The 25,888-nt window shown below is 71.5% G+C and carries 25 protein-coding genes; 15 read left to right on the forward strand and 10 right to left on the reverse strand.

Annotated elements, in window-relative coordinates; all coding sequences use genetic code 11:
* Positions 1-2: 2 nt before the first annotated feature.
* Positions 3-722, forward strand: a complete 720-nt coding sequence (locus tag SMA5143A_RS43885; protein ID WP_258193553.1) for an STAS domain-containing protein — start codon at positions 3-5, stop codon at positions 720-722.
* On the opposite strand, the gene SMA5143A_RS43015 is transcribed toward SMA5143A_RS43885, so the two are convergent.
* The 6 genes from SMA5143A_RS43015 to SMA5143A_RS15965 all read right to left on the reverse strand — a co-directional run bounded on the left by SMA5143A_RS43015 (position 668) and on the right by SMA5143A_RS15965 (position 3,383).
* Complete coding sequence (locus SMA5143A_RS43015) at positions 668-841, reverse strand: hypothetical protein (protein ID WP_181361877.1); 174 nt, start codon at positions 839-841, stop codon at positions 668-670. The genes SMA5143A_RS43885 and SMA5143A_RS43015 overlap by 55 nt on opposite strands.
* Positions 842-952: 111 nt before the next feature.
* Entirely contained in the window at positions 953-1,546 is a 594-nt protein-coding gene (gene amaP, locus SMA5143A_RS15945) for an alkaline shock response membrane anchor protein AmaP (RefSeq protein ID WP_055539127.1), read from the reverse strand.
* Positions 1,547-1,556: 10 nt separating this feature from the next.
* Positions 1,557-2,246 carry a DUF6286 domain-containing protein gene (locus tag SMA5143A_RS15950; RefSeq protein ID WP_055539111.1) on the reverse strand — a complete coding sequence of 230 codons (690 nt, stop codon included), beginning with the start codon at positions 2,244-2,246 and terminating at the stop codon, positions 1,557-1,559.
* Positions 2,243-2,689, reverse strand: coding sequence for an Asp23/Gls24 family envelope stress response protein (locus SMA5143A_RS15955; RefSeq protein WP_107463575.1), 447 nt, complete (start codon positions 2,687-2,689; stop codon positions 2,243-2,245). Before SMA5143A_RS15955 ends, SMA5143A_RS15950 begins: the two co-directional genes overlap by 4 nt.
* The gene (locus tag SMA5143A_RS15960) at positions 2,686-2,913 is read right to left on the reverse strand and encodes a hypothetical protein (RefSeq protein WP_055539113.1); all 228 of its coding nucleotides are present in this window, start codon (positions 2,911-2,913) and stop codon (positions 2,686-2,688) included. Before SMA5143A_RS15960 ends, SMA5143A_RS15955 begins: the two co-directional genes overlap by 4 nt.
* 38 nt (positions 2,914-2,951) lie before the next feature.
* Positions 2,952-3,383, reverse strand: coding sequence for an Asp23/Gls24 family envelope stress response protein (locus tag SMA5143A_RS15965; protein ID WP_086698432.1), 432 nt, complete (start codon positions 3,381-3,383; stop codon positions 2,952-2,954).
* Between the two features lie 133 nt (positions 3,384-3,516).
* Here SMA5143A_RS15965 and SMA5143A_RS15970 point away from each other — a divergent pair, with 133 nt between their 5' ends.
* Both SMA5143A_RS15970 and SMA5143A_RS15975 read left to right on the forward strand, forming a co-directional pair.
* Positions 3,517-4,302: a hypothetical protein gene (locus tag SMA5143A_RS15970; protein WP_107463618.1), complete on the forward strand. Its 786-nt coding sequence runs from the start codon at positions 3,517-3,519 to the stop codon at positions 4,300-4,302.
* Positions 4,303-4,627: 325 nt separating this feature from the next.
* Complete coding sequence (locus SMA5143A_RS15975; protein ID WP_107463576.1) at positions 4,628-5,671, forward strand: fatty acid desaturase family protein; 1,044 nt, start codon at positions 4,628-4,630, stop codon at positions 5,669-5,671.
* Positions 5,672-5,827: 156 nt separating this feature from the next.
* Here the strand turns inward: SMA5143A_RS15975 and SMA5143A_RS15980 are convergent, their stop codons facing one another.
* Positions 5,828-6,310, reverse strand: a complete 483-nt coding sequence (locus SMA5143A_RS15980; protein ID WP_181361878.1) for a DUF5994 family protein — start codon at positions 6,308-6,310, stop codon at positions 5,828-5,830.
* A 966-nt stretch (positions 6,311-7,276) separates the two neighbouring features.
* Between SMA5143A_RS15980 and SMA5143A_RS15985 the strand changes: the two genes are divergently transcribed.
* The 3 genes from SMA5143A_RS15985 to SMA5143A_RS15995 all read left to right on the forward strand — a co-directional run bounded on the left by SMA5143A_RS15985 (position 7,277) and on the right by SMA5143A_RS15995 (position 13,443).
* Positions 7,277-8,713 carry an FG-GAP repeat protein gene (locus SMA5143A_RS15985; protein ID WP_107463577.1) on the forward strand — a complete coding sequence of 479 codons (1,437 nt, stop codon included), beginning with the start codon at positions 7,277-7,279 and terminating at the stop codon, positions 8,711-8,713.
* Between the two features lie 297 nt (positions 8,714-9,010).
* On the forward strand, positions 9,011-10,939 hold the full coding sequence (locus SMA5143A_RS15990) for a serine/threonine-protein kinase (RefSeq protein WP_146193911.1): 1,929 nt from the start codon (positions 9,011-9,013) through the stop codon (positions 10,937-10,939).
* A gap of 119 nt (positions 10,940-11,058) precedes the next feature.
* The gene (locus SMA5143A_RS15995) at positions 11,059-13,443 is read left to right on the forward strand and encodes a hypothetical protein (protein WP_107463579.1); all 2,385 of its coding nucleotides are present in this window, start codon (positions 11,059-11,061) and stop codon (positions 13,441-13,443) included.
* A gap of 82 nt (positions 13,444-13,525) precedes the next feature.
* Here SMA5143A_RS15995 and SMA5143A_RS16000 read toward each other — a convergent pair whose 3' ends face one another.
* Complete coding sequence (locus SMA5143A_RS16000) at positions 13,526-14,590, reverse strand: S8 family peptidase (RefSeq protein ID WP_107463580.1); 1,065 nt, start codon at positions 14,588-14,590, stop codon at positions 13,526-13,528.
* Positions 14,591-14,776: 186 nt separating this feature from the next.
* Here SMA5143A_RS16000 and SMA5143A_RS16005 point away from each other — a divergent pair, with 186 nt between their 5' ends.
* Positions 14,777-15,685: an NAD-dependent protein deacetylase gene (locus SMA5143A_RS16005; RefSeq protein WP_107463620.1), complete on the forward strand. Its 909-nt coding sequence runs from the start codon at positions 14,777-14,779 to the stop codon at positions 15,683-15,685.
* A 3-nt stretch (positions 15,686-15,688) separates the two neighbouring features.
* On the opposite strand, the gene SMA5143A_RS16010 is transcribed toward SMA5143A_RS16005, so the two are convergent.
* The gene (locus SMA5143A_RS16010; RefSeq protein ID WP_107463581.1) at positions 15,689-16,570 is read right to left on the reverse strand and encodes an oxygenase MpaB family protein; all 882 of its coding nucleotides are present in this window, start codon (positions 16,568-16,570) and stop codon (positions 15,689-15,691) included.
* A gap of 159 nt (positions 16,571-16,729) precedes the next feature.
* On the opposite strand from SMA5143A_RS16010, the gene SMA5143A_RS16015 reads away from it, so the two are divergent.
* From SMA5143A_RS16015 to SMA5143A_RS16045, 6 genes are all read left to right on the forward strand, one after another.
* The gene (locus SMA5143A_RS16015; RefSeq protein WP_107463582.1) at positions 16,730-17,575 is read left to right on the forward strand and encodes a UbiA family prenyltransferase; all 846 of its coding nucleotides are present in this window, start codon (positions 16,730-16,732) and stop codon (positions 17,573-17,575) included.
* Between the two features lie 104 nt (positions 17,576-17,679).
* A complete protein-coding gene (locus tag SMA5143A_RS16020) occupies positions 17,680-18,771 on the forward strand; it encodes a type III polyketide synthase (protein ID WP_107463583.1) in 1,092 nt (363 codons plus the stop codon).
* Positions 18,768-19,286: an isoprenylcysteine carboxyl methyltransferase family protein gene (locus SMA5143A_RS16025; RefSeq protein WP_107463584.1), complete on the forward strand. Its 519-nt coding sequence runs from the start codon at positions 18,768-18,770 to the stop codon at positions 19,284-19,286. The genes SMA5143A_RS16020 and SMA5143A_RS16025 overlap by 4 nt, the downstream gene beginning before the upstream one ends.
* 12 nt (positions 19,287-19,298) lie before the next feature.
* On the forward strand, positions 19,299-20,453 hold the full coding sequence (locus SMA5143A_RS16030; protein ID WP_107463585.1) for an NAD(P)/FAD-dependent oxidoreductase: 1,155 nt from the start codon (positions 19,299-19,301) through the stop codon (positions 20,451-20,453).
* A gap of 407 nt (positions 20,454-20,860) precedes the next feature.
* The gene (locus SMA5143A_RS16040; protein WP_258193554.1) at positions 20,861-21,112 is read left to right on the forward strand and encodes a zinc-binding dehydrogenase; all 252 of its coding nucleotides are present in this window, start codon (positions 20,861-20,863) and stop codon (positions 21,110-21,112) included.
* Between the two features lie 153 nt (positions 21,113-21,265).
* Positions 21,266-22,453 carry a serine hydrolase domain-containing protein gene (locus SMA5143A_RS16045; protein WP_181361879.1) on the forward strand — a complete coding sequence of 396 codons (1,188 nt, stop codon included), beginning with the start codon at positions 21,266-21,268 and terminating at the stop codon, positions 22,451-22,453.
* 14 nt (positions 22,454-22,467) lie between these two features.
* Here SMA5143A_RS16045 and SMA5143A_RS16050 read toward each other — a convergent pair whose 3' ends face one another.
* Positions 22,468-22,905 (reverse strand): Lrp/AsnC family transcriptional regulator, encoded by a 438-nt coding sequence (locus SMA5143A_RS16050; RefSeq protein WP_107463588.1) that lies wholly within the window; start codon positions 22,903-22,905, stop codon positions 22,468-22,470.
* A gap of 171 nt (positions 22,906-23,076) precedes the next feature.
* On the opposite strand from SMA5143A_RS16050, the gene SMA5143A_RS16055 reads away from it, so the two are divergent.
* Together SMA5143A_RS16055 and SMA5143A_RS16060 are read left to right on the forward strand one after the other, a co-directional pair.
* Positions 23,077-24,351 (forward strand): ArgE/DapE family deacylase, encoded by a 1,275-nt coding sequence (locus SMA5143A_RS16055; protein WP_258193555.1) that lies wholly within the window; start codon positions 23,077-23,079, stop codon positions 24,349-24,351.
* Positions 24,352-24,511: 160 nt separating this feature from the next.
* Positions 24,512-25,792 carry a serine hydrolase domain-containing protein gene (locus SMA5143A_RS16060; RefSeq protein WP_107463621.1) on the forward strand — a complete coding sequence of 427 codons (1,281 nt, stop codon included), beginning with the start codon at positions 24,512-24,514 and terminating at the stop codon, positions 25,790-25,792.
* The last annotated feature ends 96 nt before the right edge of the window (positions 25,793-25,888 follow it).

Below are 25,888 nucleotides of genomic sequence, written 5' to 3' on the forward strand. Positions count from 1 at the left end.
CCATGAACGCCTTCCTGACAGCCGCCGCTTTCGTGGTCCTCATCGCAGCGGCGGCGTACGTGATCCACCGGCTCGGCCTCCAGCACGCCGACAGGATCGCCGCGTACCGGTACAGCACCCCCCGGCCCGGCCGCCGCGGCCGCTGCCTGCCGCAGCCGTACCGGGCACCACGAGTGAGCATCCGGGCGCCCCACCGGCCGCCCGGCCGCGCCTCGGTACCGTCGGCTCAGTCCGCGGCGACGCGTGCCCGGGTGTACACCCGGGCCCCGGGCCGGGCGGGAAGCGGCCGGGCCCCGTGGACCGAGGCATCTGAGCATCCGAACCGAGGCGTCATGACTCTTCCGCAGCTGAACATCTACCGGCACGACCGGGACAGGCGGGCACTGGTCACCCTGGCCGGTGTGATCGACCCCGCCACCGCGCCCCAGGTGCGCGCCGTTCTGGAGCGGTGCCTGCAGGACGGCATCACCCTCATCGACATCGATCTGACCACCGTCGACCGCTGTGACAGCAGCGGCCTGCGCGTCTTCCTCGACGTGTCACGGCACGCCGCCGAGACGCACGCGTCCCTGCGGCTGCACCACCCCTCCCCGCAGACCGAACGACTGCTCATGGACACGGGCTCCGACCGTCTGCTTCGTACGACGAGGCCAGGAGGGGCGCGGCCTCAGCGGGCCGGGCGCCGAGGAGATCGCCACACGGAGCGGGCCGCCGCCAGGTAGAGCAGATCGGCGATGAGGAGCAGTACACCGGCGGAGGTCAGATAGAGCATGCCGTCGACGCCCGCCCCGATGGCGATCAGAGCGATTCCGGCGACGAGCAGGGTCAGGAACAGGACCATGCGGAATGCCTCCCTGGAGAGAACCGCGGCGTAGATGACTTTGGGGCAGTCGTGAAGACCTGCCCTGCGAGCCAGACCGGGTCCCCCGTTGGGAGTCAGGCCCTGTGGATCTCAGCCGACGCGTCGTGCGCGGTGGCGGACTTCCTTGAGTCGGACCTTCGAGGGGAGGCGGTCCAAGCCGGCCGAGTCCCGCGCGTGCGTGAGTGTTTCCCGGCTCAGTCGCCCCAGAGTCCACGCTGGATCCGCATGAGGCTCCAGCAACAGCCGCACGCGCGCAGCCGGAGCGGAGCTTCGGCCCGTCAGCCGTGCATGCGCCCCCGAGACCCCGTCCAGGGCCTGCGCCTCTTCCTCGATCACGTCCTCCAGTGCGCCGCCGTCGAGCCGGGCCGCCGCCCCGTCCCCGCTGTCGACGAGGACGCCGCCCAGGCGGCGCCTGCGCTGTGCGAGGAGCCACCACAGCAGCAGGACCAGCAGCACCGCGAGCACCGCGATGACGGTCGGCCACCACCAGCCTTCCTCCCGCCACCGGGTGCGTCCCTCGGTTCCCAGCACCACGTCGTCCGGCCCGCGGAAGGGCCACCAGCCCGGCATGCCGAAGTCCCAGCGGCGCGGCAGGTCCAGCCCGCCCAGCAGCACACCGCCGCCCAGAGCGAACAGTCCAAGGCCGAGAAGCCCCAGCAGCACCCGGTTCACCGTCCTGAGCATCAGGATCACCTCAGCCCTTCTTCGGACGCCGGACGCGCACGGTCAGCGTGGGTTGCCGGGCGAGTCCCAAGGACGTCACGGCTTGGCCCAGCTCGCTGTCCAGGTCCGCGCGGACGTCCTCGAGTTCGCGGAAATGGGCGCGCGCCCGGGCTTTGACCTTCCGGCGGCCGACAGCGACGCGTGCCGACTGGACACCGGGCACCTGCACGGCCCGGTCGCGCAGAACCAGGGCGGCCGCGCGGCGGTCGAGCCCGGCGCGGACCTCCCCTGTCCCAGGGATACCGGTGGGCTGGCGCATGGGCAGCAGCCTGCGCAGTCCCGGCGTCACCGCCAGCAGGAACAGCCACAGGCCGAGGGCCATCGCCACTGCGGCCCCGACGATCACCCAGATGTCATCCAGTGGCCGTGTGGCCAGTTCCTCGGCGAGCCGCAGCCGCCAGCGCATCGCAGACCGACCTGCCCGGACCGAGACCACGTCGTACAGGAGCAATCCGATGGCCGCGGCGGACAGCAGGGCCACCACGGCCGCGGGAATCCGCCGCGTTGACCAGAAACGGCGCGCCGACCGGCCTGGTTCATCGATCGCCGCCGTCGCGCCCGAGCCCGCCCCCGGGGTGCCGTCGGCGGACGGAGCTGCCTGTCCGGGTTCGGGGGGAAGGTCGCTGTCACCGGTCGGCTGCCGCCAGGTGTTCGCGCTCATCTCACCCTCTCCTGGTCCGTGTGGCGCGTATGCACCGAGTGCAGCCTCTCGACCGACACCGCAAGGTCGGACACCTCCATGCCGGCCCATGTCCTGAGCCGTTCGGTAACCTCCCGGCGCACTGCGGCGCACTGCGCCCCGATGTCGGACGGATAGCCGAGCTCGACGGTGATGCGCATCCGTGCCTCGCCGAGCGCCGCCTGCCGTCCGCCGGCAGCCTCGGCGCCTCGTCCTGCGGTATCCCGCTCCGGTGCCCGCCGCACGGAAGTGGTCACGCGTGGCATCCGGCGGCCGGGTGGTACGTGGTCGACCGAGTCGGTGAACCGGCTCAGCGCCTCGCGCGCCACGTGGGAAGCGATCTTCGCAACGACCCGGTCGGCGATGGTGATCGCACCACGCTCCCCACGGGGAATGCCCGGACGCCGATTGGCTTCACCGGTCACTGCCGCCAGTCTCCCCGTGCCCGTCGCCGGTCATCTCGGATCCGCTCCTGCCGGTCCCGGCGGCGGACGAAGTCGCCCGGTTCGAGATCGCCTTCCATGAACCGCCCGACCACGAGTCCGACGACACCCAGCCCCAGCACCAGCAGGAAAGCCCAGAAGTCACCGAAATACGCGGCGAAACCCAGCGCCATCCCGGCCATCAGGCCCACCACGGCTCTGCTCATCACGCGCTCCTTCGCTCACGCGGGCTGCTGCGCCCCGGCTACTGGATCCGCTGCCGCTCTTCCCCTTCGTCCTCCTCGTCGGGGAGCTTCACATCGCTGACCGTGATGTTGACTTCGACGACTTCGCGATCCGCCATCCGCTCCACCGCGGAGATCACGTTCTCCCGCACCTCACCGGCCACGTCCGTGATGGAGACGCCGTAGTCGACGACGATCTCCAGGTCGATGGCCGCCTGCTTCTCTCCGACCTCGACGCTGACCCCGCGTGTGACGGACTTGCCGCTGCCTGCGCCGGGCATCCGCTCCCGCATGGATCCCATTGAGCGCGCGAATCCGCTGCCCAGGGCATAGACGCCGCGCACGTCCCGTGCTGCCATTCCGGCGATCTTCTCCACCACCACATCAGCGACCGTCGTCCGGCCACGAGAAGCGGGAGCGCCACTGCGCCTTACGGCGGTGATCTCGGTCATCGGGATATTCCTCCCTTAGAGGCCCACCTGACCCTCTTTTCTGCGATTATATTCACGTTAGGGCGCATTGCCGGAATTGAACACTGCGAGGCACGAGGGTCCGACAAGTCACCTGAAAGAGGGTGTGAGGCCGGTGAAGACCGAAGCAGGGACGCAGGCGGTACGGCACCAGTTCGGCCTGGGCCGGCTGCTCCCGCTGGGCGGGCCCGCCGACGGGGCTTGGATCACCGAGCAAGCGGCCGTCCAGACCCTCAGGCGGGCCGCGAACGAGATTCCCGGGGTGCGGCTGGAGTCTCTGCGCATCGGGCCAGCGCCGCTCGAATCCGTGTCCGAGCCGGCCGTCCGTCCGCCGGCCAGCGCGATGCCGCCGGGCCCGCTCAGGATCGAAGCCGCCTTTTCGGCATCACTCGGGGAGCCACTGCCCGAAACCGCCGACCAGTTGAGGAGCAGACTGCTGGACGCGGCCGCTCGACGGCTCGGCCTGGCCACGGTGGCAGCCGACCTGCGCGTCACGGATCTCCATGAGGCCCCGCTGACAGCCACGGAGACGCGGACCGTTGTGAGATCCATGACGCTCACGCCGCAAAGCACAGCCGCAGCAAGGACCGCAGCCGCACGGAGCTCGCTCCCCGTGACCGGAGCGGGCTCCCCGCGAAGGCCCGTCGGGGATCTGGCGGACGTCGCAACGGGTGTTCCGGGCGTCGCCGGCCTCACCACCGTGCTGGGGAGCCGCCCGGTCAAGATGGAGGACCATGCCGACCCACCCGGCCGGCGTGTCGAGGTCCACCTCGCGGTCGCCCCTGGACACCATCCTCTGGAAGTCGCGCGCACCGTCCGGGCCGCCGTGGCCGACGCGGCGACCACCGACGCCCCGGGCCCGGTCACCGTTGCCGTCCTCATCACCGAAACCGCGGCTTGACCGGACAGGCGTCGAGCACTCATCAGCGATCAGCAGATCCGCTTCACCGGCCGGAGTCGGTTCTGTCTGCCGACATGCACGCGGACCGCTCCGGAAGCCCCGCCTGACACGGTGTGAGACGCCCGCGGCGGGGTACCCGCCAGAAACTGAGGGCCTGCGCAGCAGCCGCTGACGGACGAAGCCGAAGCAGACGCCTCCCAGCTCCGTTGTCGCGTGATGGGTCCGCAACCACGGAGGACGAAAAGCGCTCCCTGCGGCCCGTTCCCCAGCGGCTCCCGGGGCGGCGCCGAGCCAACCGGCCTTCTTCGGAGAGAGTTTCACCATCATGAGTAGTGACACCACGGTCCGCCCCCCGCCCTCGGAGGCGTCCGGAAGTGACTTCGCCCGCCTGTCGAGAAAGATCGCCGCCGCCGGGCTGCTGGGGCGCCGTCCCGGCTACTACGCGCTGCGGACCACGGTGGTGGCCGGGCTCTACGTCAGTGGGTGGGCCGCCGTCGCGCTCATCGGCGACAGTTGGTGGACTCTGGCGGTCGCCGCGTTCCTGGCCGTCGTGTTCGGCCAGGTCGCCCTGCTCGCCCATGACGCGGCGCACCGCCAGGTGTTCCGCCGGCGGCGGGCCAGCGAGGTGTCCGGACGGATCGCCGGTGCCGGTATCGGGATGGGCTACGGCTGGTGGCAGGACAAGCACACCCGCCACCACGCCAACCCCAACCACGAGGAACTCGACCCCGACCTCGACCCCGACCTGCTGGTCTGGTCCCAGGACCAAGCGCGGGCGGCCAAGGGGCTCCCCCGCCTGATCGGCCGCTGGCAGGCGTTCCTGTTCTTCCCGCTCCTCACCCTGGAGGGCTTCAACCTGCACGTGTCGAGCGTGAAGGCACTGGCCAATCGTTCGCTGAAGCACCGCACGCTCGACGGCGTCCTGCTGTTCACGCACTTCGTGCTCTACCTGACCGTGCTGCTGTGGCTGCTGCCGCCCGGCATGGCGATCGCCTTCCTCGCCGTCCACCAGTGCCTGTTCGGCGTCTACCTGGGCTCCCTCTTCGCGCCCAACCACAAGGGCATGCCGATCCTGACAGGCGAGGACCGCCCGGACTTCCTCCGTCGCCAGGTGCTCACCTCACGCAACGTGCGCGGCGGCATGCTCACCGACATCGCACTGGGCGGGCTGAACCACCAGATCGAGCACCACCTGTTCCCCAGCATGCCCAGCCCCAACCTGTGCAGGGCCCGGACCATCGTGCGGCGCCACTGCCAGGAACTGGGTGTGGACTACGTGGAAACCGGGTTGGTCGCCTCCTACCGGTTGGCCCTCGCCAGTCTCCACCGTGCCGGAGCACCGCTCCGGCAGGCACGTGTCCCCATCTGAGAGACCCTGCCGGAGCCGTCGGAGGCCGTGATGTGGCCACCGTCGACACGCCCCGGTCCGCGCGGAGCACCGCGAAGAGCACGACGGCTGCAGTGGCGCGGCTGACCTCGCCCCGCCGTCCGACACCGTTGCGCCGTCGAGCCCGGCGGTGATCCGTCAGCCCGACGAACCGCGCCCGCTCCCGGTGTCGATGAGGATCTGTTCCGCCTGGCTGATGTTGTCCGCCAGGACCGCCTGGGCCATCGCGGTGCGGGCGGCGTCCGGTGCCGCGTCCGGCGGGACCACCAAGAGCGAGAAGATGTCCCGGTCGGCCCGGGTGATCAGGACCGTGTCGTCACCGACCGGGAAGGAATCGATGTGCACCACGCGGTCGTCCACGAGGATGCGCGTCGGGAGACCTTCCCAAGCTGCGGTGTCCAACCCCACGCGGGCCACAGGGCCGAGATGGGCGATGAGGGCACTCAGCAGCGCGGGCAGCTCGGCGCCCATGTCGCGCGAGCGCGGCCACCACGCACCATCGAGGACGCCTTCACGTGATGCGGTCGTCTCCAGCCGGAGAAGCGCACAACCCGGCCGCACGGCCTCGTGGACACCGCTGGGCAGACGCCGGGGAACAGGAGGTGTATCCGAGCTGGTCATGAGGACCACCCGTCTGTAGGGCAGGTGCGACAACGGGACCGCCTCGCACCTGCCACGCTACTCCTGGTGCCACGCGCGCCGACGTCTCCGAAATCGCCCTCTACCGACCGGCCCCAGCCGGAACGGATCCAGCACACATGAGGCCGGGAAACCCCGTGAACACACGAGAACTACAGAGGAGTGTTTTCCCAGGCCAGGCGGCCTGAAGCGAGCGTTTCAGCAGGTCGCAGGCCCGTTCGGAGAAAACTCCCAGATCCGTACTCACCACCCACAGATCCCTGGTGGAAGCGCCGCCTCACGGAGTGACCATGTTCCGCCCGGCCGGAACCAGGAGAGCAGGTCGCGGCTGCCGGGCAGAACCGGCGCTCGGCGGCCCGGCAGGACATCAGTCCGTGCCCGGGCCGCGGCCGTCAGGGCCAGCCCAGCGACATCAATGTCAGTGCCCGGCCGTAGGGTGCATGGAGCATGGCCTGTCACCGGCCGCACCCGCAGGAGTAAGCCACCCCACCGGCCCCGCACCGTCGGCCGGAAGCTGAAAGAGAGCAACGTCCCGCCGTGTTTCAAGAGACTCCCATCTTCAGCCGCCTCGTCGACGAGCGTGGCGACATCCCCGCTCAGGTGCGCGGTGAAGCCGAACGCATACGCCGCGAACTCGCGCGGGTGATGCCCTGGCCCCCTGGTTCCGATCTGCCCGCCCGCACCATGCCAGACCGTGGCAGGCCCTGAACCTGAGGCCGTCCTTGGCAAGGCGGGCGGCTGACGAGGCAAGGTCGCGCGGCGGCTCGCTGTCGTCAGGCAGCCAGCCGCCCACCGTCGACAGCCGGGACGGCGCCGTGGATCGCGGCGCCGGTACGCCGCAGTCGTGTCCACCGGGCTGCAACCTTCACACAACCGTTCGTGCACCTCGTGAGTCACATCCCCGTAAGCCATCAACCTCATTGTCTGCTTTGACCAGGGGAGTTCACCGTGCGCGCACGCACCTTGGCCGCCACCGCCGCCGTAGCGGCACTCACCGCGACCGGCCTGACCCTGCCGCTCGCCGGGAGCGCCGCCGCCGCTACCGTTCCGCGGTTCGACTTCAACGGCGACGGATACGCGGACATCGCGGTCGGTATGCCCGACGCCACGGTGAACGGCAAGGCCAAGGCCGGTTACGTCAGCGTGATTTTCGGAGGCCCGCAGAGCCCGAGCCAGTCCACCGGGGTCATCAGCCAGGCGGAGACCGGCGTACCCGGAACGCCCGAGGCGGGCGACCGCTTCGGCTCCTCCCTGGCCCCTGTCGACGTCAACGGCGACGGCGTCTTCGAGCTCGTCGTCGGTGCGAGCGGCGAGTCGCTCACCTCGGACCAGTACAAGGACGAGGGCACCCTCACGGTTCTGGACGGCTCGGGGTGGAACGTCAAGGACACCACCGTGGCCAGGGGCACCTCCGAGTACAGCGGCATCGGCAGCACCATCGCCACCGGTGACTACGACGGCGACGGCGACACCGACCTCGTGTACGGCGAGAACGGCGAGGAGCACGGCGCGCTCCGGTTCCGGCCGGGCCCGCTCACCGCCGACCCGGTGACCCCCACCACCTTGCGCAGGTACAGCATGGGCGGCCGTACCGGTGCCCTTGCCACCGGCGACTTCGACGGTGACGGCCGGGACGACCTCGCCACCACCTGGCGGGCTCTCGACGACTCCGGGACCTTCATCACACGGTGGGACGACCAGGCCGAGCCCGCCCAGTGGTGGAGCGACACCGACCGCGGCAGCGCGCTCACCGCCGCCGACTTCGACCAGGACGGCACCGACGACCTCGCCGTCGGGCTCGTACAGCCCAACCCGGAGACGGAGACGACGCATTGCGAGGACCGGCTCGGCGGTGCGGTGCTCCTCCTCAAGGGCTCGAAGACCGCGAAGTTCGGCACCGAGCACGACTGCGTCACGCAGTCGAGCCCGGAGGTCGGCGGTGCCGCCGAGCAGGGCGACGACTTCGGCGCCGCGCTGTCCGCCGGTGACCTGAACGGCGACAGCCGTCCCGAGCTGGTGGTCGGTGTGCCCGGTGAGGACGTGGGCACCGTGACGGACGCGGGCGGATACGTCGTCATGAACGGTACGGAGAAGGGCCTCTACGGCGGTCTGGCCCGCAGCCAGAGCAGCCCGAACATGCCGGGCACGGCCGAGGCCGGCGACCGGTTCGGCGCCCAGGTGGCCGTCGGCGACTACAACCGCGACGGTCTGTGGGACACGGCGGTGAGCGCGCCCGGGGAGAACGCCGGGGACCCCAGGTCGGGTGGTGTCTGGTTCGTGCCGACCAGCGCCGAGGAGACGTACCCGCAGGGCAAGTCGCTCACCCCGTTCGGCTTCGCGCTGCCCAACGGCGCCATCGAGTACGGCGAAGTGCTGGGCTTCTAGGGGCGGTACACCGGCGCTTGCGGCCACGCCGTTGACCGGACCGGGCACGGGACCACGCGGCCCCCGAGCACGACCGCGGGAGCGCTCACCGCTCTCCGTGCGCCCGGTCGCGCCGCCGCGCGCTCTGTGGTGGGTTGGTGTGGATCGTCAGAATGTCTTTCCGGCTCTGATGGTGAGCCGGTTCGGCAGCACGGCCTGCCCGTCTGCTGCGTGACCCACCTGGACCCTCGGTCCCGGCTTCCCGGTAGACGGCATGGCCGTCTCCGGAGGACGTCGACGGACGGGTGAGGGTGCAGCGTGGTGGAGCCGCTTCGGTACGGGATCGATCCCGAGCGCGTGGGGCCGTACGAAGTGATGGGTCGTCTGGGCTCCGGCGGCATGGGCCGCGTGTACCTTGCCCGCGTTGTGGGTGGTACGCGGCTCGTGGCGCTCAAGACGATCCGGCCCGAGCTGTCGAAGGTGTCCGGTTACCGGGAACGCTTCGCCCGTGAGATCGAGGTCGCCCGCAGTGTCCGCAGCTCGTACATCGCGCAGCTCATCGACTTCGATCCCGACGCCGAGGTGCCCTGGCTGGCGACGGAACTCGTACTCGGCCCCACCCTCGCGGAGGTCCTGGCCTCTCACGGTCCACTGCCGGCCGACAGTGTGCGGGTTCTGGCAGCGGGGCTCGCGGAGGCACTCGGCGCGATCCATGCCGCGGGCATCGTGCATCGCGACGTCAAGCCGTCCAATGTCCTCCTCTCCGAAAGCGGACCCCGCCTGGTCGACTTCGGGGTCGCGCGGCCGGTGCGGCAGGCCGGACTGACCTCGACGGGACAGTTCGTCGGAACCTCCGCCTACGCCTCCCCCGAGCAGTTGCTCGGCCAGGAGGTGGGTCCGCCCAGCGACATGTTCTCCCTCGGCGTCCTCCTGACCGAGACCGCGAGCCCCGGCGCGGGCTCCTCGGAACGCCAGGCACCCGCTGTCGACGTCATCGAGGGCCGTACTCCCGCCCTGTCCTGCCTGCCGCGGGATCTGCGTACCGTCGTACGCACGTGCCTCGCCCGCGATCCCGCCGACCGGCCCTCCCCGGCCGAGGTCCCCGGCATGCTGGCGGGCCGTGCGAGGCCCGACCGTCAGAGCGGACGTCCGTGGCTCCCGGCCCCCGTCTTCTCCTCCGTGCGCCGGAGTTCGGAGTGTCTGCGGGCCGTCACGCACCCGGCGACCGCGTTCGACCCCGGCCGGATGGACCAGCAGCCCACGGCGACCGCGGACTTCCCCCGCGTCGCCACCACCGCGATGCCCGGCTCACGCACCCCCGCGCCCGGGTTGCCGGCAGGGAGACGGCCGGCTCTCACCGTGGGGCTTTCGCTGGTGACGGGGCTGTTGGTCGTGGCGGGTGTGCTGCTGATGCGGCCGGGCGGTGATTCCGGTACCGGGCTCGGGGTGGGGGACGCGACGCCCGGGGCGACCGTCACCGTCACGGCCTCGGCCCGGCCGTTCGACGACAGGCCGAACTCCACCACCACCCCGCCCCGGACCACGCCCTCCCCCGCCCGCACACCGGCGGCGTCCGGGCGGGCCCCCTCGGCCGCGCCGCCCCAGCGGCCCGCCTTCACCCGAGGGACACTGGGCGTCTCCCGCTACCAGGAGCCGGGGTACGCGGCCACGGTGACCTCGGTGGTCGCGCACGGACACCAGCTGACCGTGGGCTTGCGCGCGAGGGGCAGGACGGACCTGCGGGAGGCGAACACCACGTGCCTCGAAGTGCGTGGTTCAGACGGGACGTTCACCGTGCATCCGTTCGCCCAGCACGCAGAAACAGCCCGGCCCGGCACCTTCGACGGAACCCTGGCCTTTCCCCTGCTCGTATCGGGAAGGTACGCCCTGCGGTACTCCTGCCGGAGCGACTACTCGACGGTCGACCTCGGCACGGCTCGTGTGCCGCACATCAGCATCTCCCGCTACAGCGACGAGTACTTCGCCGTGATCCTTTCGACGGACCGCACATCCCGCGGGCTCCAGGTGGTGTTCGCCTCCACCGGAAGAACAGACCTTCGGGACCCCCGCACCTCGTGCCTGAACCGCGGCGGCGCGGAAGAGCACCCGGTGGACGTCCGGCTGGACCGCAGCGAGACGACGCTCGATCACTTCCACTACGGCGTCATGGACTTCCCACCCGTCGCGGCGAACAGCAGCTTCACCTACTCGTGTTTCCCCGACTACAGTGCCGCGCCCCTGGCCTGACCAGTTGATGGCTCCGCTTGATTGCTCCGCTCGACAGCTCCGACCTCAGGGTGGCAACTCAAAGTTTCGTATCATCGACGCATTGTGATTGACGCTCGGGTCCCGCACTGTGATCTGCCATGGACAACGGATCGCAGGCGGGGGAGATCGTCCTGGTCGAACTGGTCGTGCCCGGCATCGGCTTGATGGACCGCATGGAGGCGTTGGAGCCTCCGCTCATCCGCCGGATCAGCGGGGACGCGGGCGCCGGCTGGTACGAGGCGGTGCGGGAGGACAGCTCAGAGCCGCCGGTGAGGCGCCAGGTGTACGACTGGAGCCGGCTGACGGTCGGCGGCGCGAGCCGGGTGGTGTGGCTGTTCCTGCTGCCCTTTCTGCTGATCAATCTGGTGCCGTGGATGCAGCCCAGACTGCCTCCGCTGAGCAGACTGTCGGGGTGGCTCTACGACTTCGGGGCCCGACTGCTCGGCCTGTCGCTGACGGTCGTGCTGGTGGGCGTGTTCGGGCAGGTGGCCATGGACCAGATCGTGTGGCAGTGCGCTGCGCCCACATCGTCCCCCTGCGCCGCGGCGAACCCTTTGATCGAGGCCGCACGCGACGTGGACACCGGGACCGGGTTGGCCCTCGCCGCGCTGGTGCCGTTGCTCGTCGGTGCGGTGCTGGCGTTCGGCGCGCGGGACGCCAAGAAGGAGTACCGGCCGGTCCTGGAGACGGTGACCGGCGACGACCACCGGCGGGGCCTGGCGACCGGCGACGCGCGGCGTCCGCTCGAAGTCCGCGGGTTCTGGGAGTACCACTGGCGGGCCGAGGGTCTCACCGCCCAGCACTGGTGCGCCGGACTCCTCACCGTCGCGATGTTGCAGGTCGTGCCCCCGTTGCAGTACGACACGCGCCGAGGGGACCCGGTCGCGGGCCTGGTGCTGTTCGTGCTGGTTCTGGTGCTGGCGGCGCTGGTGGTCGCCGACGGGCCCTGGTTCCGCACAACGGCGTGGGAGAAGTGGTGGCCGCTCAACCACCGGCGCACAGCCCTCACCGTGTGCTTCGCCATGACGGCTGGCGCCACGCTCTACTGCGCGCTCCCCACACGGGACTGGCAGGCGGCGCGGGGCGGTTCCCGGATGCTGCCGGGGATGGGTGAGGAGGCCAACGACGTCCTGATCGCCCAGGGCGTCGGGGTGCTGCTGATGGTGGTCGCCTGCCTGGTGATGTTCCTCAGGGACATCACCAGGGGCAGGAGGATGTCGCTGTACGGGCTGCTGGGACCCGTCACCGCAGTGCTGGCCTGCTTCATCGGATGGCTCTACACGGCGGCGTTCTCCATGTGGGCGCAGGGCTGGCTCACCGCGGACGGGGACCCGTACGCCACCGAGGTCCCGAGGGCGGTGGGGGTGATCGCCGCCGGCTTCCCGCTGGTGGTGGTACTGGGCGGACTGATCGTCGGCGTCAACGCCCTGCGGAAGTTGTGGAAGCACCGGCAGGACGCCGCCAACACGCGCCCCGCCGAGAGAGGGGAGGACGGGCGTCATCTGCGTGAGATCAACCTGGCGGAGACCCCGGTACGCGCCGGCATGGGCTGGTACGACCAGGGCCTCGCCGTGCTGGCCTCCCTCATCGTGTCCGTGATCCTCACCCTCTACCTGGCGCACTGGCTCGGTGACGGTTCCCTGTCGAGGAACGTACGCGAGACGACGATCGGCACGATCAAGCAGCTCACCTCTCTCGGGACCGTCGCCCTGATCGCCTTGGTGGCGGCGGCGGTGCTCGCCGTACGAGCCGTCGTGCTCCGTCCCGAGATGCGCCGGAACACAAGCATCGCCTGGGCCTTCGGCGTCTTCTGGCCGCGCGCCTCGCACCCCTTCGCGCCGGCTGCCTGGACCGCACGGGCCGTGCCCGAACTCACGCACCGCATCAAGCACTTGCTCGACTCGGGCACGGGCACGGGCACGGGCACAGGCACGGACACGCGGATTCTGGTGCACGCGCACTCCATGGGGGCGGCGTTCGCCGTGGCCGCACTGTGGCAGATACCCGCCGAACTACGGCCGCGTATCGCCCTGTTGACCACGGGAAGCCCGATCAGCAGGGTGTTCAGACGCCACTACCCCGGCTATGTCACCGTCGAGTCCCTCGAGTCACTCGTCCACGGTGGAGAGGGCGACGAAGGACCTCGGCTGTGTGCCTGGACCAACGTCTACCGTCCGACCGACCCGTTGGCCGGGCCGACCGGCATCCGCGGCGTGAGGGAACTGAAGTGGATGGACGGGGTGGATCCCGGCGACGAGCGGTCGCACGCCCGAACCCCTGCCCAGCCCGTCTTCTGGCCCCTGGAGCGGCACAACGGATACCGCCGCGACCCCCGGATCGCGGCGGTCCGCCGACAGATCCTCAACGATCTCGTCGGGCCCACTCGTCCCTCGCCGCCCGCGGTGGTTCCTCCTGCTCCGCGCCGGCCCACGCCCCCGACCGGACCGGGGACGGGCTCACCGGACGGTGCCGTCAGCGGCTGAGGTCCAGCCGCCGACCGGTACCGCCCGCACGACGGCGGCCGGGAAGACCGGGCTTGGACGCGGGCCGGACGGCCGCGGTGGGTCAGATGCCGCCGGTGTTGAGCAGTCGGTTGGGGGTGTCGGCGCGGACGCCCCGCACGACGCCACGGGTGGCCGTACGGTCGAGCCAGACGTGCACCTCGTCGGCCGTGGCGCGGGGGTGGGCCGACAGGTACAGCGCGATCACGCCGGTCGCGTGCGGCGCGGCCCAGGACGTCGCGCCGAACTCCTCGGTGACCGTACCGCCGCCGGCGAGGGCGGCGGTGACCTTCTGGCCGGGGGCGTACAGGTCCACGCACCGCCCGTAGCCCGATCCGTGGGAGGCGGTGTCGTTCCAGACCCGGTCCTTCGAGGTGGAGGCCGCGACGACGATCGTGCCGCGGACGCCGGCCGGGGAGTGCTCGCAGGCGTCGTCGCGGAAGTTGCCGGCCGACACCACCGTCGGGATCCCGGCGTCGATCATCTTCTTCACCGCGGCGTCCAGGGCCGCCGACCGGCGGTCGAGGTTGAGCGACATGTTCACCACCGCGGGCTTCTGCGCGTGGGCGGTGACCCACTTGACCGACTTCACCAGGGCCGCCTCGGCGGCCGCCCGGGAGCCGCCGCCGTCGCTCTCGCACAGGATGCCCTGGACGCGGACGAGGTCCGCCTTGGGCGCCACGCCGTACTTCGCCCCGCCGATCACGCCCGCGACGAAGGTGCCGTGGCCGACGCCCTCTTCGCTGAAGCAGTCACCGGAGTCCTTCGGGCCGACGAAGTCGGCTCCGCGGTGAGCGCGTCCGCCGAACTCCTTGTGGGAGATGTCCATCCCCGTGTCGATCACATAGACGTGGACGCCCTTGCCCGTGGCTCTGGTGGTGAACTTGCCGTTCAGGGGCCGCGCGCGCTGGTCCAGGATGTCCAGGTTCCACGGCACCTTCCGGGTGAGGGGCGCCGCCGCGGTCCGTGCCAGCCCGGCCGACTTTCCCTCGATGTCGGTGTGCGCCGAGGACTCCCCCGTACGGGACGTCCCGCGGCCCCCCTCGGCCGCCGCACCGGCCTCACCGCCGCAGGCCGAGGCCCCGAACACCGTCAGCATGGCCATCACCACAAGACCGGCCTTTGTCATATTTCGCTCCACAACGTCCCCCTTGGTCCTCTTCGCGCACAGTCAGCGCACTAGACGACGAGGGAGGGGTGTGCGGTTCCGGCCACGTGTGCGGGCAGATCGGGTCACGACGAGGCGTTCGCCGGCGATTCGACGGGGCTTCGACGGGGAGACGTCGGCGACGGCGTGTTTCGTACCCTGGGCGGCATGCGCATGCGCCCCACCTTGAGCTGGTCCCCCGCCGAGGACCTTCCGCCGGGCACCACGGATCTCGGACCCGTCGCCGACGCCCTGGGTTCCGGTGGTGTGCTGGTGCTCAGCGGGGCGGGCATCTCCACGGAGTCGGGCATCCCCGACTACCGGGGCGAGAGCGGCAGCCTGAGCCGGCACACCCCGATGACCTACCAGGACTTCACTGCGAGCGCCCAGGCGCGGCGTCGGTACTGGGCGCGCAGCCACCTCGGCTGGCGCACCTTCGGGCGCGCGCGCCCCAACGCCGGACACCGTGCCGTGGCCGCGTTCGGACGACAGGGCCTGCTCTCGGGTGTGATCACCCAGAACGTCGACGGTCTGCACCAGGCCGCGGGCAGTGAGGCGGTCGTGGAGCTGCACGGAAGCCTGGACCGGGTCGTCTGCCTCTCCTGCGGCGCGTTCAGTCCGCGCCGGGAACTCGGCCGGCGGCTGGCGGAGGCCAACGAGGGCTTCGCGCCGGTGGCCGCCGGGATCAACCCGGACGGCGACGCCGATCTCACCGACGAACAGGTCGGGGACTTCCGTGTCGTGCCGTGCGCCGTCTGCGGCGGCGTCCTCAAGCCGGACGTGGTGTTCTTCGGGGAGGCCGTTCCGCCGCAGCGGGTCGAGCACTGCCGCTCCCTGGTCCGCCGGGCGGCGTGCCTGCTGGTCCTGGGCTCCTCGCTGACGGTGATGTCGGGGCTCCGGTTCGTCCGCCAGGCGGCCGAGGCCGGGACGCCCGTGCTGATCGTCAACCGGGACGCGACTCGGGGTGACCGGCACGCCGTCACCCGGGTCGCCCTCCCCCTGGGAACGGCGCTCACCACGGTGGCCGGCCGTCTGGGCGTACCCGTCGACGACGGGGCCGCCTCCGGGGCGGGATAGCGCTCAGGCCGGGCGTTCGGGCTGGGTCGGGGGCCGCATGCTCCACCTGATCGCCCTTGTCAGGGCGTGGCCCGTGAGCGGTATCGCGACGCCCTCCAGACCGGGGAGGTGAGGCAGGCCCAGCAGGGTGCGGGCCCATTCCGGGAGGGAGGTCACCGCGTTGGCGGCGAGCAGGGCGTAGGCGGGCCGGGCCGCGAGCGGCAGCGGTGGGTGGATCAGCAGGAAGCGTGCGGCCGCCCTGCTCTCCGGTGTGGCACGGAGTTCCGGACGGTACGCGGCGAGGCGTGAGTCGAGTTCCGCCCGGGTGCGCGGCGGGTCCGGCACCCCGAGAGCCGTCGCCACCTTCGCCGTGTCGGCCACATAGGCGTCGTAGTCGGCGGAGGAGAGGGTCCGCGCCCCGAAGCGTTCGTGGGCGCGCAGGAAGCTGTCCGTCTCGGTGATGTGCACCCATTCGAGCAGATGGGGGTCGGCGGCCCGGTAGTGCTCGCCCTCCGTCGTCGTCCCCCTGACCCGCTCGTGGATCGCGCGGACCCGTTCGACCGCGCTGCGGGCGTCGTCGGCGGTTCCGAAGGTCGTCACGGCCAGGAACGTACTGGTGCGTTGCAGTCGTCCCCAGGGGTCGCCGCGGTATCCGGAGTGGGCGGCCACGGCGGCCATGGCCAGCGGGTGCAGGGACTGCAGCAGCAGGGCCCGCAGGCCGCCGATGAACATGGAGGCGTCGCCGTGCACGACGCGGATGGGCCGCTCCGGGCCGAACCAGCGTGGGCCCGGCGTGTGGTGGATGCGGGCACGGTTCGCGGGACCGTCCGGCCCCGCGACGCGCCGGAAGAGTGCTTTGCCGAGCCTGTCCCGCACGCCCGAGACCGTGAGGACGTCCCTGTCCATGGTCCTATTCTGCGTCGTCGTCGGCGAGAAAACAGGTGGCGGTGTTCGTCGGGGCGTCCGCCGAATGCCGGACCACCCCGTGTGAGCGGGCGGGTGTCGTGGCAGCGATCCCTTCATGTCCCTGGTGATCACGCGTGCCGGCCCGGTCGAGGTGCTGCGATGCCTGTGACCGCCCGTACGGTTCCGGCGCGTCCCGGATCGCCGTCCGTGCCCGCGCTGCTCGTCGCCGCCCACGGCGGGCCCGCGCTCGCGGTCACCGCCGTCGCGGCCCTGCTCGCGCTACGTGCCGGGCTGCGCCCGTTCGACGTCGTCGCCGTCACCTCGGCGGTGTTCGCCGGTCAGCTGACCATCGGCTGGGGCAACGATCTGCTGGACGTGCGTCGTGATCGCGCCGTCGGTCGCGCCGACAAGCCGCTGGCCACCGGGGTCCTGCCGGTCGGGCGGGTGGTGACGGCCCTGGTCGTGGCGGCATGCGCCTGCCTGGTGCTGTCCGTGCTGGCCGACTGGCGGAGCGGGCTGCTCAACGCCACCCTCGCCACCGGTGCGGGCCACGCCTACAACCTGGGGCTCAAGGCGACCGTGTGGTCCTGGGCGCCGTACGCCTGCGCGTTCGGGACGCTGCCCTCCGTCGTCACTCTCGCCGCCCCCGCCCGGGGCTGGGCCCCGCTGTGGATGACCGGCGCGAGCGCCGCACTCGGGGTCGGGGCGCACCTGCTCAACACCCTGCCCGATCTCGCCGACGACGAACGGACCGGTGTCCGCGGCCTCCCCCACCGGATCGGTGAACGCCGCTCACGCGTCCTCGCCGCCGTGCTCCTGGCTGCGGCCTCGCTGCTCGCCGTGCTCGGCCCCGCGGGAACGCCACCGGCCTGGGCATGGGTGGTGTTCGCCCTGGTGACGGTGCTGGCACTGCTCACGCTGGTCGCCCCGGCCCGTGCTCCCTTCCGTGTCGCGGTGGCCATCGCTCTCTTCGACGTCTTCCTGCTCTTGGCGGCCGGTGGATGACCCCGGCAGCCGTCCACGACGTCTCAGGAACGCAGGGGTCCTACAGGAGCCACAGGGCTACGGGGCCACAGGAGCAAGGGGAGACAGGAGCAAGGGGAGACAGCATGAGCACGCGCATCGTCAGCGTTCGCGGCGTCCTGCCGGAGCATCGTCATCGGCAGGAGGACATCACCGAGTTAGTCATCGCCACCATGATGGCCGAGGACCCGGCCAGACACGTCGTCGTCGAACGGATGCACCGCAATGTGTGCGTCGAGACCCGGCACACCGTGCTGCCACTGGAGGAGTACGCGCGGCTCGAGGACTTCGGCCAGTCGAACGACGTCTTCATCCGGGCCGGCGTCGAACTCGGCGCTCGCGCGGTCGTGGACGCGCTCAAGGGCGTGGGCCTCACACCGGCCGACGTCGACTACATCGTGTCGTGCACGGTGACCGGCCTGGCCGTCCCCTCGCTGGAGGCCCGTGTCGCGGCGGAGATCGGGCTGCGTCCCGATGTGGTGCGCCTGCCCCTGGTGGGCCTGGGCTGCGTGGCGGGAGCGGCCGGCATCGCCCGTCTGCACGACCTGCTGCGCGGTCGCCCGGACGGGGTCGCGGTGCTGATGTCGGTCGAGCTGTGCTCGCTCACGCTGCAGCGCACCGACACCTCGGCCGCCAACATCGTGGCCGGTGGGCTGTTCGGGGACGGCGCCGCGGCGGTGGTCGCCGTGGGCGCCGAGCACCCGCTCGCGCAGTCCGACGACCCGGCCCGCCCGGAGGTCCTCGCGTCGCGCAGCCGCCTCTACCCCGACTCGGAACGCATGATGGGCTGGGACGTGGGTGCCGGGGGGCTGAAGATCGTGCTCGATCCCTCCGTCCCCGACCTGGTGCGTCACCACGTGGGAGAGGACGTCCGCGGCTTCCTCGCCGACCACGGGCTGACCCGTGACGACCTCGGCTGGTACGTGGCGCACCCCGGCGGACCGAAGGTGCTGGAAGCGCTGCGGGACGCCCTCGGGGTCGAGCGGGACGCCCTCCGCATGACCTGGGACTCGTTGCGCCGGATCGGCAACCTGTCCTCGTCCTCGGTACTGCACGTCCTGGCGGACACGCTGGCCGAGCGTCCGCCCCCGCCGGGTTCCCACGGGCTCATGCTCGCCATGGGGCCGGGCTTCTGCTCCGAGTTGGTACTCCTGCGCGCTCCGGGTGGTGCGGCGTGAGCAGCGAGGCCCTGTTCACCGTCCTGGTGCTGGCGGTCGGCCTGGAGCGGGTCGCCGAGCTGGTCGTGTCGCGGCACAACGCCACCCTGAGCCTCGCGCGGGGCGGCGTGGAGGCCGGGCGGGGGCACTACCCGTTCATGGTGGTCCTGCACACGGGTCTGCTCGTCGGCGCGCTCGTGGAGGTGTGGCTGCGCCGGCCGGACACCGTGGCGGTCCTCGCCTGGACCATGCTCGCCGTCGTCGCGGCCTCGCAGGCGTTGCGCTGGTGGTGCATCGCCACCCTGGGACGGCAGTGGAACACCCGGGTGATCGTCGTGCCGGGGGCCGCGCGCGTGGCGGACGGCCCCTACCGCTGGGTCCCGCATCCCAACTATGTCGCCGTCGTCGCGGAGGGGCTCGCGCTCCCCCTGGTGCATTCGGCGTGGGTCACGGCGATCGCCTTCACCGCGCTGAACGGGTTCCTGCTCGCCACCCGCATCCGCACCGAGGACGCCGCCCTGGCCCAACTGACCTGAAGGAGAGCATCCATGGACCTGCTCGTCGTCGGCGGAGGACCGGCAGGCCTGGCCAGCGCCCTGCACGCGGCCCGCGCCGGGCTCGACGTCGCCGTGTGGGAGCAACGTGCGGGCACCGTCGACAAGGCGTGCGGCGAGGGGCTGATGCCCGGCGCCGTCGCCGCGCTGGCGGCGCTCGGCGTGCACCCGCCCGGCCATGCCCTGCGCGGCATCCGCTATGTGGCCGAACGGCACCGGGTCGACGCGGACTTCGCTGCGGGCCCCGGCCGGGGCGTTCGCCGTACCGCGCTGCACGCGGCGCTGCGTGAGGCGGTGCTCGCCGCGGGCGTACGGATCGAGCAGCGCACCGCGCGTCGCGTCGAGCAGGACGACGACGGTGTGCGGGTCGACGGCACCCGTGCCGCCCATCTCGTCGCCGCGGACGGCCTGCACTCGCCGATCCGCCGGGCCCTGGGGCTCGACCGGCTCCACCGGATCCGCTCGCGGCCGGCGGCGGGGCGGGAGGCGGGGCACGGGTCGGGAAGCGGGGCGGGGCAGGGATCGGGACGTGGAACGGGGCGCCGGGCGGGGCGGGGATTGCGGCACGGGTTGCGGCGCCACCACCAACTCGCCCCGTGGAGCGATCACGTCGAGGTGCACTGGGCTCCGAGCGCGGAGGCCTATGTGACGCCGGTGGCCGACGATCTCGTGGGGGTCGCGGTGCTCACCGCCGCCCGGGGATCCTTCGACGACCACCTCGCCGCCTTCCCCGAACTGCGGGAGCGGCTGGCGGGGTCCCCGGTCGGACCGGTACGCGGGGCGGGCCCGCTGCGCCAGGACACGAGCGCGCGAACCGCCGGGCGCGTGCTGCTCGTCGGCGACGCCGCCGGTTACGTCGACGCCCTGACCGGTGAGGGCATCGCGTTGGCGCTCGCGCAGGCGCAGGCGGCCGTCCGGGCCGTGGTCGAAGGCGACGTGGCCGGATACGAACGGGAGTGGCGCCGGCTCACGCGGCGCTACCGCTGGCTGACCCACGCGTTGCTCGGCGCGACGCGGGTGCCCCCGGTTCGAGCAGCTCTGGTGCCTCTCGCTCAACGGCTGCCGTGGCTGTTCACGGCCGCCGTGGACGTACTGGCCGGCCCGGTGCGGGGGGACCGGGCCGGAGTCCTGGACCCGGCCCGGATGTGACGCGTCAACCTGTACCTTCGTCATCGGAAGGCGTCGTCGGCTCCGGTCCTGGTCCGGACGAGAGGGAGTCGTGGAGAGAACCATGCGGGCCGGCTCCGCCGGGCGTTCACGAGCGCCGCTGAGCACGGAGCGGGTTCTGGGCGCCGCCGTCGCCCTGGCCGACGAGGGCGGAGTGGACGCGCTGAGCATGCGCCGGATCGCGCAGTCGCTGGGTTCGGCCCAGGTCATCGAGTCTCGCGTCAAGGCGCGGACCACTCCGACCCCCGCGGTCATGGAGTACCTGGACTCGATGATCGGGGTCTTCCGGGACGGAGGGTTCTCGCTCGACCTCGTCCATCACGCCCTGTACCCCGACAGGCGTCCTGGTCGCCAACGGCGGCGGCTCGCCCGGCCACGCGTTCGGGGCGATGGGTTCCATGCTGCGGCTGAGCGCGGTCAACCCGCTCGTCCGGCAGCGGCTCCGGCCGATCCTGCCGTCCGCCCCGGCCGGGCCCACCCACGAGGACCTGCTCGCCGTGACGGCGCTCATCGAGGCGGACAAGCTCCGCCCGGTCGTCGACCGGACGTACCGGTTGGAGGACACCGCCCAGGGTGTGCGCCACATGGAGGAGGGACACGCTCGCGGCAAGGCCGTGGTCAGGGTGGCTGAGGGGGCGTGATCTGAGGTCGCGGCCGGGGCCGGGGCGGGCAGCCAAGTGCGTTGTACGATCGTCGTGTCGGCCTCATGGACGTCCCGTGGCGAACTCGCGGGCCCGTTGTCGGCAGCTACGCGAGGACTTTGCATGAGGCTGCCCGCATTACCTGCCCTTGTCGTGTTCGCATTGGTTTCCGCGCTGGTGCCGGCCCTGGCCGGCTGCACTCTCAGCAGCGGTGCCGAGGAACCCGGCCGACGCCCGCCGGGCACCGGCTCTCCCTCCGCCCCGACGCCGGATCCCACGGACAACGGCATCCAGGCGATCCTCGACAAGTCCCTGCCCCGCGGTGGGAGCGGAACGGTGATCGCCGCCCGCGACGGCGAGGTCACGCACTGCACGGGCTACGGGATGGCCGATCGGGCCCACGGCATCCCGGCGACCTGCGACACGGTGTACGACCTCATGTCGATGACCAAGTCGTTCACGGCCGTGGCGATCATGAGGCTGCGGATGGCGGGCAAGCTCCGGGTCAGCGACAGGATCAGCGAGTTCGTCGGGCAGGTCCCCGCGGACAAGCGCGCCATCACGATTCACCACTTGCTCACCCACACCTCCGGGCTGCCCGAGGCCCTGGGGGACGACTACGATCCGGTCTCCCGCCAGGAGATGATCGACGAAGCGGTCACGTCCGAGCTGGTCGCCCCGCCCGGCACGAAGTTCTCCTACTCCAACCTGGGATACAGCCTGCTGGCCGCCATCATCGAGAACGCCTCCGGCATGGACTACGAGCACTTCCTGGCGGAGCAGATCTTCGCTCCCGCCGGGATGAAGGACACCGGCTATGTCCTGCCGCGCTGGGACACGGAGCGGATCGCGGTGGAGTACGACGCACGGGGCGTCTCCCGGGGGCGGCCGCTGGACCATCGATGGGCCGCTGACGGCCCGTACTGGAATGTGCGCGGCAACGGCGGTCTGCTGTCCACCGCCCGCGACATGTACCGCTTCCACCGTTCCCTGGCCGACGGCACCCTCCTGGACCGCGACGCGCGGACCGCGATGTTCACGGCCCACTCCCCCACCGGCCTGCCCGGCTACGACGGCTACGCCATCGGCTACGGGTGGGTCATCACGCCCGACAGGGGCCTCGCGACCCACTCCGGCGGCAACGAGTGGTCCTACGGCGTGAACGTACACGCCGTGCGCGGCGACCTGATGGTGTTCTGGATCAGCAACCAGGCAGTACGGGACGGGAAATGGGACCTCCAGGAGATCGCCCGCTCCCTCACCGTCGCACTCATCAAGCAGCTCCGAGGCGGAGCGTCACCGCCGGTCGGCGGACGACGGGAGCCTCGGTACTCGCGGTGATCCCATGGTGTCGATCACACGCGAGGCCGGTTCAACAGCCGGGAGAGCACGATGGCGCTCTCGGTCCGTTCGACAGGAGCGGTGGCACGCACACGTTGGATGGCCTGTTCCAGGTGGGTGATGTCCCTGGCCAGCATGTGGACGACCGCGTCGGCGGCGCCGGAGACGGTACAGGCCTCGACGACCTCGGGGATGCCCTCCAGGGCTCGGCGCAGTTCGGCGGGGGTGGGATTGCCGACGCAGTAGACCTCGACGAAGGCCTCGGTGTGCCAGGCCAACGCCTGAGGATCGATGAGAGCGGTGAAACCGCGGATCGCGCCGGTGGCCACCAGGCGGTCGAGACGCCGCTTCGCGGCGGGCGCGGACAACCCGGCCGCCTTGCCGATCTCGGCGTACGTGGCACGTGCGTCGTGCAGCACGCAGCGGATGATCGCTTCATCGATGGCGTCCATGACCTTCACTCCCGACGTCAGAGCCCGTGGCGCGGCGCAAGAAGTAGCCATGAACCCGCTGACATTGCAAGAAAGTGTCGGTGGCCAGCAGGAAATGGTGATTGCTTGCGTTGTCCGCCGAAACCTAGTCTCCGGCTTGTCCTGATGTCACGTGCTGGGAGCAGTGTTGAGATGACGGCAAGCCTGAGCGATGTGGAGGCCTCGGCACTGGCCGCGGTGGACGAGGCGGCCATCGCCCGGCTGCTGCTGGAACTCCTCGCTGTTCCGAGCGTGACGGGCAGCGCCGCGGAGTCCGAGATTCAGCACGTTCTGGCCCGGCATCTGGAACGGATGGACCTCGATGTCGACCTGTGGTCCATGAACCTGCCCGAGCTTCGTGCCCATCCCGATTTTCCCGGCAGCGAGGCCCCGCGCACGGAAGCGTGGGGCCTGGTGGCCGGCACGCCGCCCCGGGGCGACGGGCCGAACCTGGTCCTCCAGGGGCACGTCGACGTCGTCCCTTCCGGAGACCTGGCGCAGTGGGAGGGTGACCCCTTCCGTCCCCGGCTCACCGGGGACGTGGTGCACGCACGAGGAGCGTGCGACATGAAGGCGGGGGTGGTGGCGATACTCGCCGCCGTGGCCGCGATACGGGAGGCGGGCGCGAGGCTGCGCGGTCAGGTGTCCGCGCACCTCGTGGTCAGCGAAGAGGACGGGGGACTCGGAGCGTTCGGCACCCTCCAGCGCGGCCACACCGGTGACGCCTGCATCATCACCGAACCGACCAGCGGCGCGCTCATGACGGCGAACGCCGGCGCCCTGACCTTTCGCATCCAGGTACCCGGCCGGGCCACCCACGGCAGCACCAGATATGTGGGGGTGAGCGCCATCGACGCCTACCTGCCCATCCACCGCGCGCTCGCCCGTCTGGAAGCCCGCCGCAACGTCGGCCCCGACCCGCTCATGTCGGAATACCCCATCCCCTACCCGCTGTCCGTCGGCACCGTCCATTCCGGCGACTGGGCCAGCAGTGTGCCCGACCTGCTGGTGGCCGAAGGAAGGCTGGGCGTCCGGCTCGGCGAGGATCCCGCCCAGGCACGCACCGAACTGGAAGTGTGCGTGGCCGAAGCCTGCGCGGCCGACCCCTGGCTGCGCTCCCACCCCGCCACGGTGACGTGGCCCGGCGGACAGTTCGCGAGCGGACGGCTGCCGGCCGGGCATCCGCTCGCGGCCCAGGTCGGCGACGCGCACGCCGACGTCACCAGCGGTCCGCGGCCTTCTGAGCGAGGCGCCCCCTACGGCAGCGACCTGCGCCTGTACTCCGGGGCGGGCATCCCCACGCTTCAGTACGGCCCCGGCGACGTACGCCTCGCACACGGTCCACAGGAACAGGTGCGCGTGAGCGAGGTCGTCACCGTCACCCGGGCCCTGGTGCTCGCCACACTGCGCACGGTCGGCACCAAGTAGGAGCCGACCTCCCCAACGGCCTCCCTGGCGGCGTGCGGTGAGTTGGATGGATCGGATCACGGGGCGCCGTGTGTCACGATCACGTGCCCGACGGGTGATCTTGCTGCTGTTCCGTGTCGGGGCGGCCGCCGGCGTGGTGGTCGACCTCGATACTCCGGCCATGAGATCAGCCCGTTCACCCCGGCCGCGGCTCGCCGCGGTCACCGCTCTGACCGTGCTCCTCGCCCTCGGCGCCCCGGCCACCGCGGTCGGCACCACAGCCCTCACCACCACGTCCGGCGGTACGGCCGCCCGCACGGCCGTGGGCGCGGCGGAGCGCGACGGTCATCGCCGGGCCTACGTCAATTCCGCGGCGCCCGGGCGCGGCAAGGCACGTGACATCCGTCGGATCGCCGAGAGGGCCCAGGCCGCATCAGGGCTCAAGTCCGTGATCCTGCGGGTCACGCTCGGCGGCCGGGAGCTCATCACCACCGCGCTCGGCGAGTCGATGACGGGGGTTCCGGCGCGGCCCGCCATGCATTTCCGCAACGGCAACGTCGCCATCAGCTACATGGGCACAGCCCTGCTGCGGCTGGTGGACCAGGGCCGGGTCCGCCTCGACGACCCCGTCGCACGGTGGCTTCCCCACCTCCAGGACGGCAAGCGGATCACGCTCCGCATGCTGGCCTCGTCGACGACCGGGCTCGCCGACTACGTCACCGCGCCGGGATTCGCCCGGACCGTCGCCGCCAACCCGTTCCGTCGATGGACGGCCCAGGAGCTGGTGGACGTCTCCACCAGCCGGGCTCGCTGGTACCGGCCGGGCACCAACTGGAACTACTCGCACGCCAACTTCGTGCTGCTCGGTGCCGCCCTGGAGAAGATCACCGGGACCCGTCTGGACGTCCTCCTCCAACGGGAGGTCATGGGGCCGCTCGGGCTGCGTGAGACCCGTAACAGCTTCACGCCCGAGATCCCCGAACCCGTCCTGCACGCCTTCACCTCCGACCGGGGCACCTACGAGGAGTCCACCTTCTGGAACCCCTCCTGGACCACGGCCCCCGGCGCCGTGCAGACGACCGACATCTGCGACCTCGCCCGTTCCGCGACCGGCATCGGCTCCGGTGCGCTCCTCTCCGCCGGCGCCTACCGGGAGCTCCTGGATCCCGGCACCGTGGGTCTGGGCAGGCCGACCCGAGCCTGCCCGGCGCCCATCTGCCTCGCCAACACGGGGAAGACCCACTACGGGATGGGCGTCCTCGTGCTCGGGGACTGGGTCGCCCAGCACCCCCTCTTCTTCGGGTACTCCGCGTCGCAGGCCTACCTGCCCGACCAGGATCTCGCCATCGCCGTCGCCACCACACAAGGGCCCGCGAGTCCCGACGGCCACACCGCTCACGCCATCGTCCAGCGCATCGCCGCCGCCCTCACCCCGGACCACCCCATCCCCAACTACCCGTGATCCGAGGGCGAGTGGGGGAGGTCGGGAGCGCCGGGAGCCGGGTCGGACGGGGTAACGTGTCGGTTCGCCGGACGAGACGGCCGGTGATCCGGACCG

The organism is Streptomyces sp. MA5143a (assembly GCF_900290235.1).
In the GTDB taxonomy this organism is placed as follows: Bacteria; Actinomycetota; Actinomycetes; order Streptomycetales; family Streptomycetaceae; genus Streptomyces.

Coding starts and splice junctions, on each gene's coding strand:
- SMA5143A_RS16020 (WP_107463583.1), top strand. CDS start 17,680: ATGAGCACGCGCATCGTCAGCGTTCGCGGCGTCCTGCCGGAGCATCGT.
- SMA5143A_RS16055 (WP_258193555.1), top strand. CDS start 23,077: ATGACGGCAAGCCTGAGCGATGTGGAGGCCTCGGCACTGGCCGCGGTG.
- SMA5143A_RS16040 (WP_258193554.1), top strand. CDS start 20,861: ATGGGTTCCATGCTGCGGCTGAGCGCGGTCAACCCGCTCGTCCGGCAG.
- SMA5143A_RS15950 (WP_055539111.1), bottom strand. CDS start 2,246: ATGAGCGCGAACACCTGGCGGCAGCCGACCGGTGACAGCGACCTTCCC.
- SMA5143A_RS16015 (WP_107463582.1), top strand. CDS start 16,730: ATGCCTGTGACCGCCCGTACGGTTCCGGCGCGTCCCGGATCGCCGTCC.
- SMA5143A_RS15995 (WP_107463579.1), top strand. CDS start 11,059: ATGGACAACGGATCGCAGGCGGGGGAGATCGTCCTGGTCGAACTGGTC.
- SMA5143A_RS16060 (WP_107463621.1), top strand. CDS start 24,512: ATGAGATCAGCCCGTTCACCCCGGCCGCGGCTCGCCGCGGTCACCGCT.
- SMA5143A_RS16000 (WP_107463580.1), bottom strand. CDS start 14,590: ATGACAAAGGCCGGTCTTGTGGTGATGGCCATGCTGACGGTGTTCGGG.
- SMA5143A_RS16030 (WP_107463585.1), top strand. CDS start 19,299: ATGGACCTGCTCGTCGTCGGCGGAGGACCGGCAGGCCTGGCCAGCGCC.
- amaP (WP_055539127.1), bottom strand. CDS start 1,546: ATGCTCAGGACGGTGAACCGGGTGCTGCTGGGGCTTCTCGGCCTTGGA.
- SMA5143A_RS16010 (WP_107463581.1), bottom strand. CDS start 16,570: ATGGACAGGGACGTCCTCACGGTCTCGGGCGTGCGGGACAGGCTCGGC.
- SMA5143A_RS16005 (WP_107463620.1), top strand. CDS start 14,777: ATGCGCATGCGCCCCACCTTGAGCTGGTCCCCCGCCGAGGACCTTCCG.
- SMA5143A_RS15975 (WP_107463576.1), top strand. CDS start 4,628: ATGAGTAGTGACACCACGGTCCGCCCCCCGCCCTCGGAGGCGTCCGGA.
- SMA5143A_RS43015 (WP_181361877.1), bottom strand. CDS start 841: ATGGTCCTGTTCCTGACCCTGCTCGTCGCCGGAATCGCTCTGATCGCC.
- SMA5143A_RS15980 (WP_181361878.1), bottom strand. CDS start 6,310: ATGACCAGCTCGGATACACCTCCTGTTCCCCGGCGTCTGCCCAGCGGT.
- SMA5143A_RS43885 (WP_258193553.1), top strand. CDS start 3: ATGAACGCCTTCCTGACAGCCGCCGCTTTCGTGGTCCTCATCGCAGCG.
- SMA5143A_RS15965 (WP_086698432.1), bottom strand. CDS start 3,383: ATGACCGAGATCACCGCCGTAAGGCGCAGTGGCGCTCCCGCTTCTCGT.
- SMA5143A_RS16050 (WP_107463588.1), bottom strand. CDS start 22,905: ATGGACGCCATCGATGAAGCGATCATCCGCTGCGTGCTGCACGACGCA.
- SMA5143A_RS15960 (WP_055539113.1), bottom strand. CDS start 2,913: ATGAGCAGAGCCGTGGTGGGCCTGATGGCCGGGATGGCGCTGGGTTTC.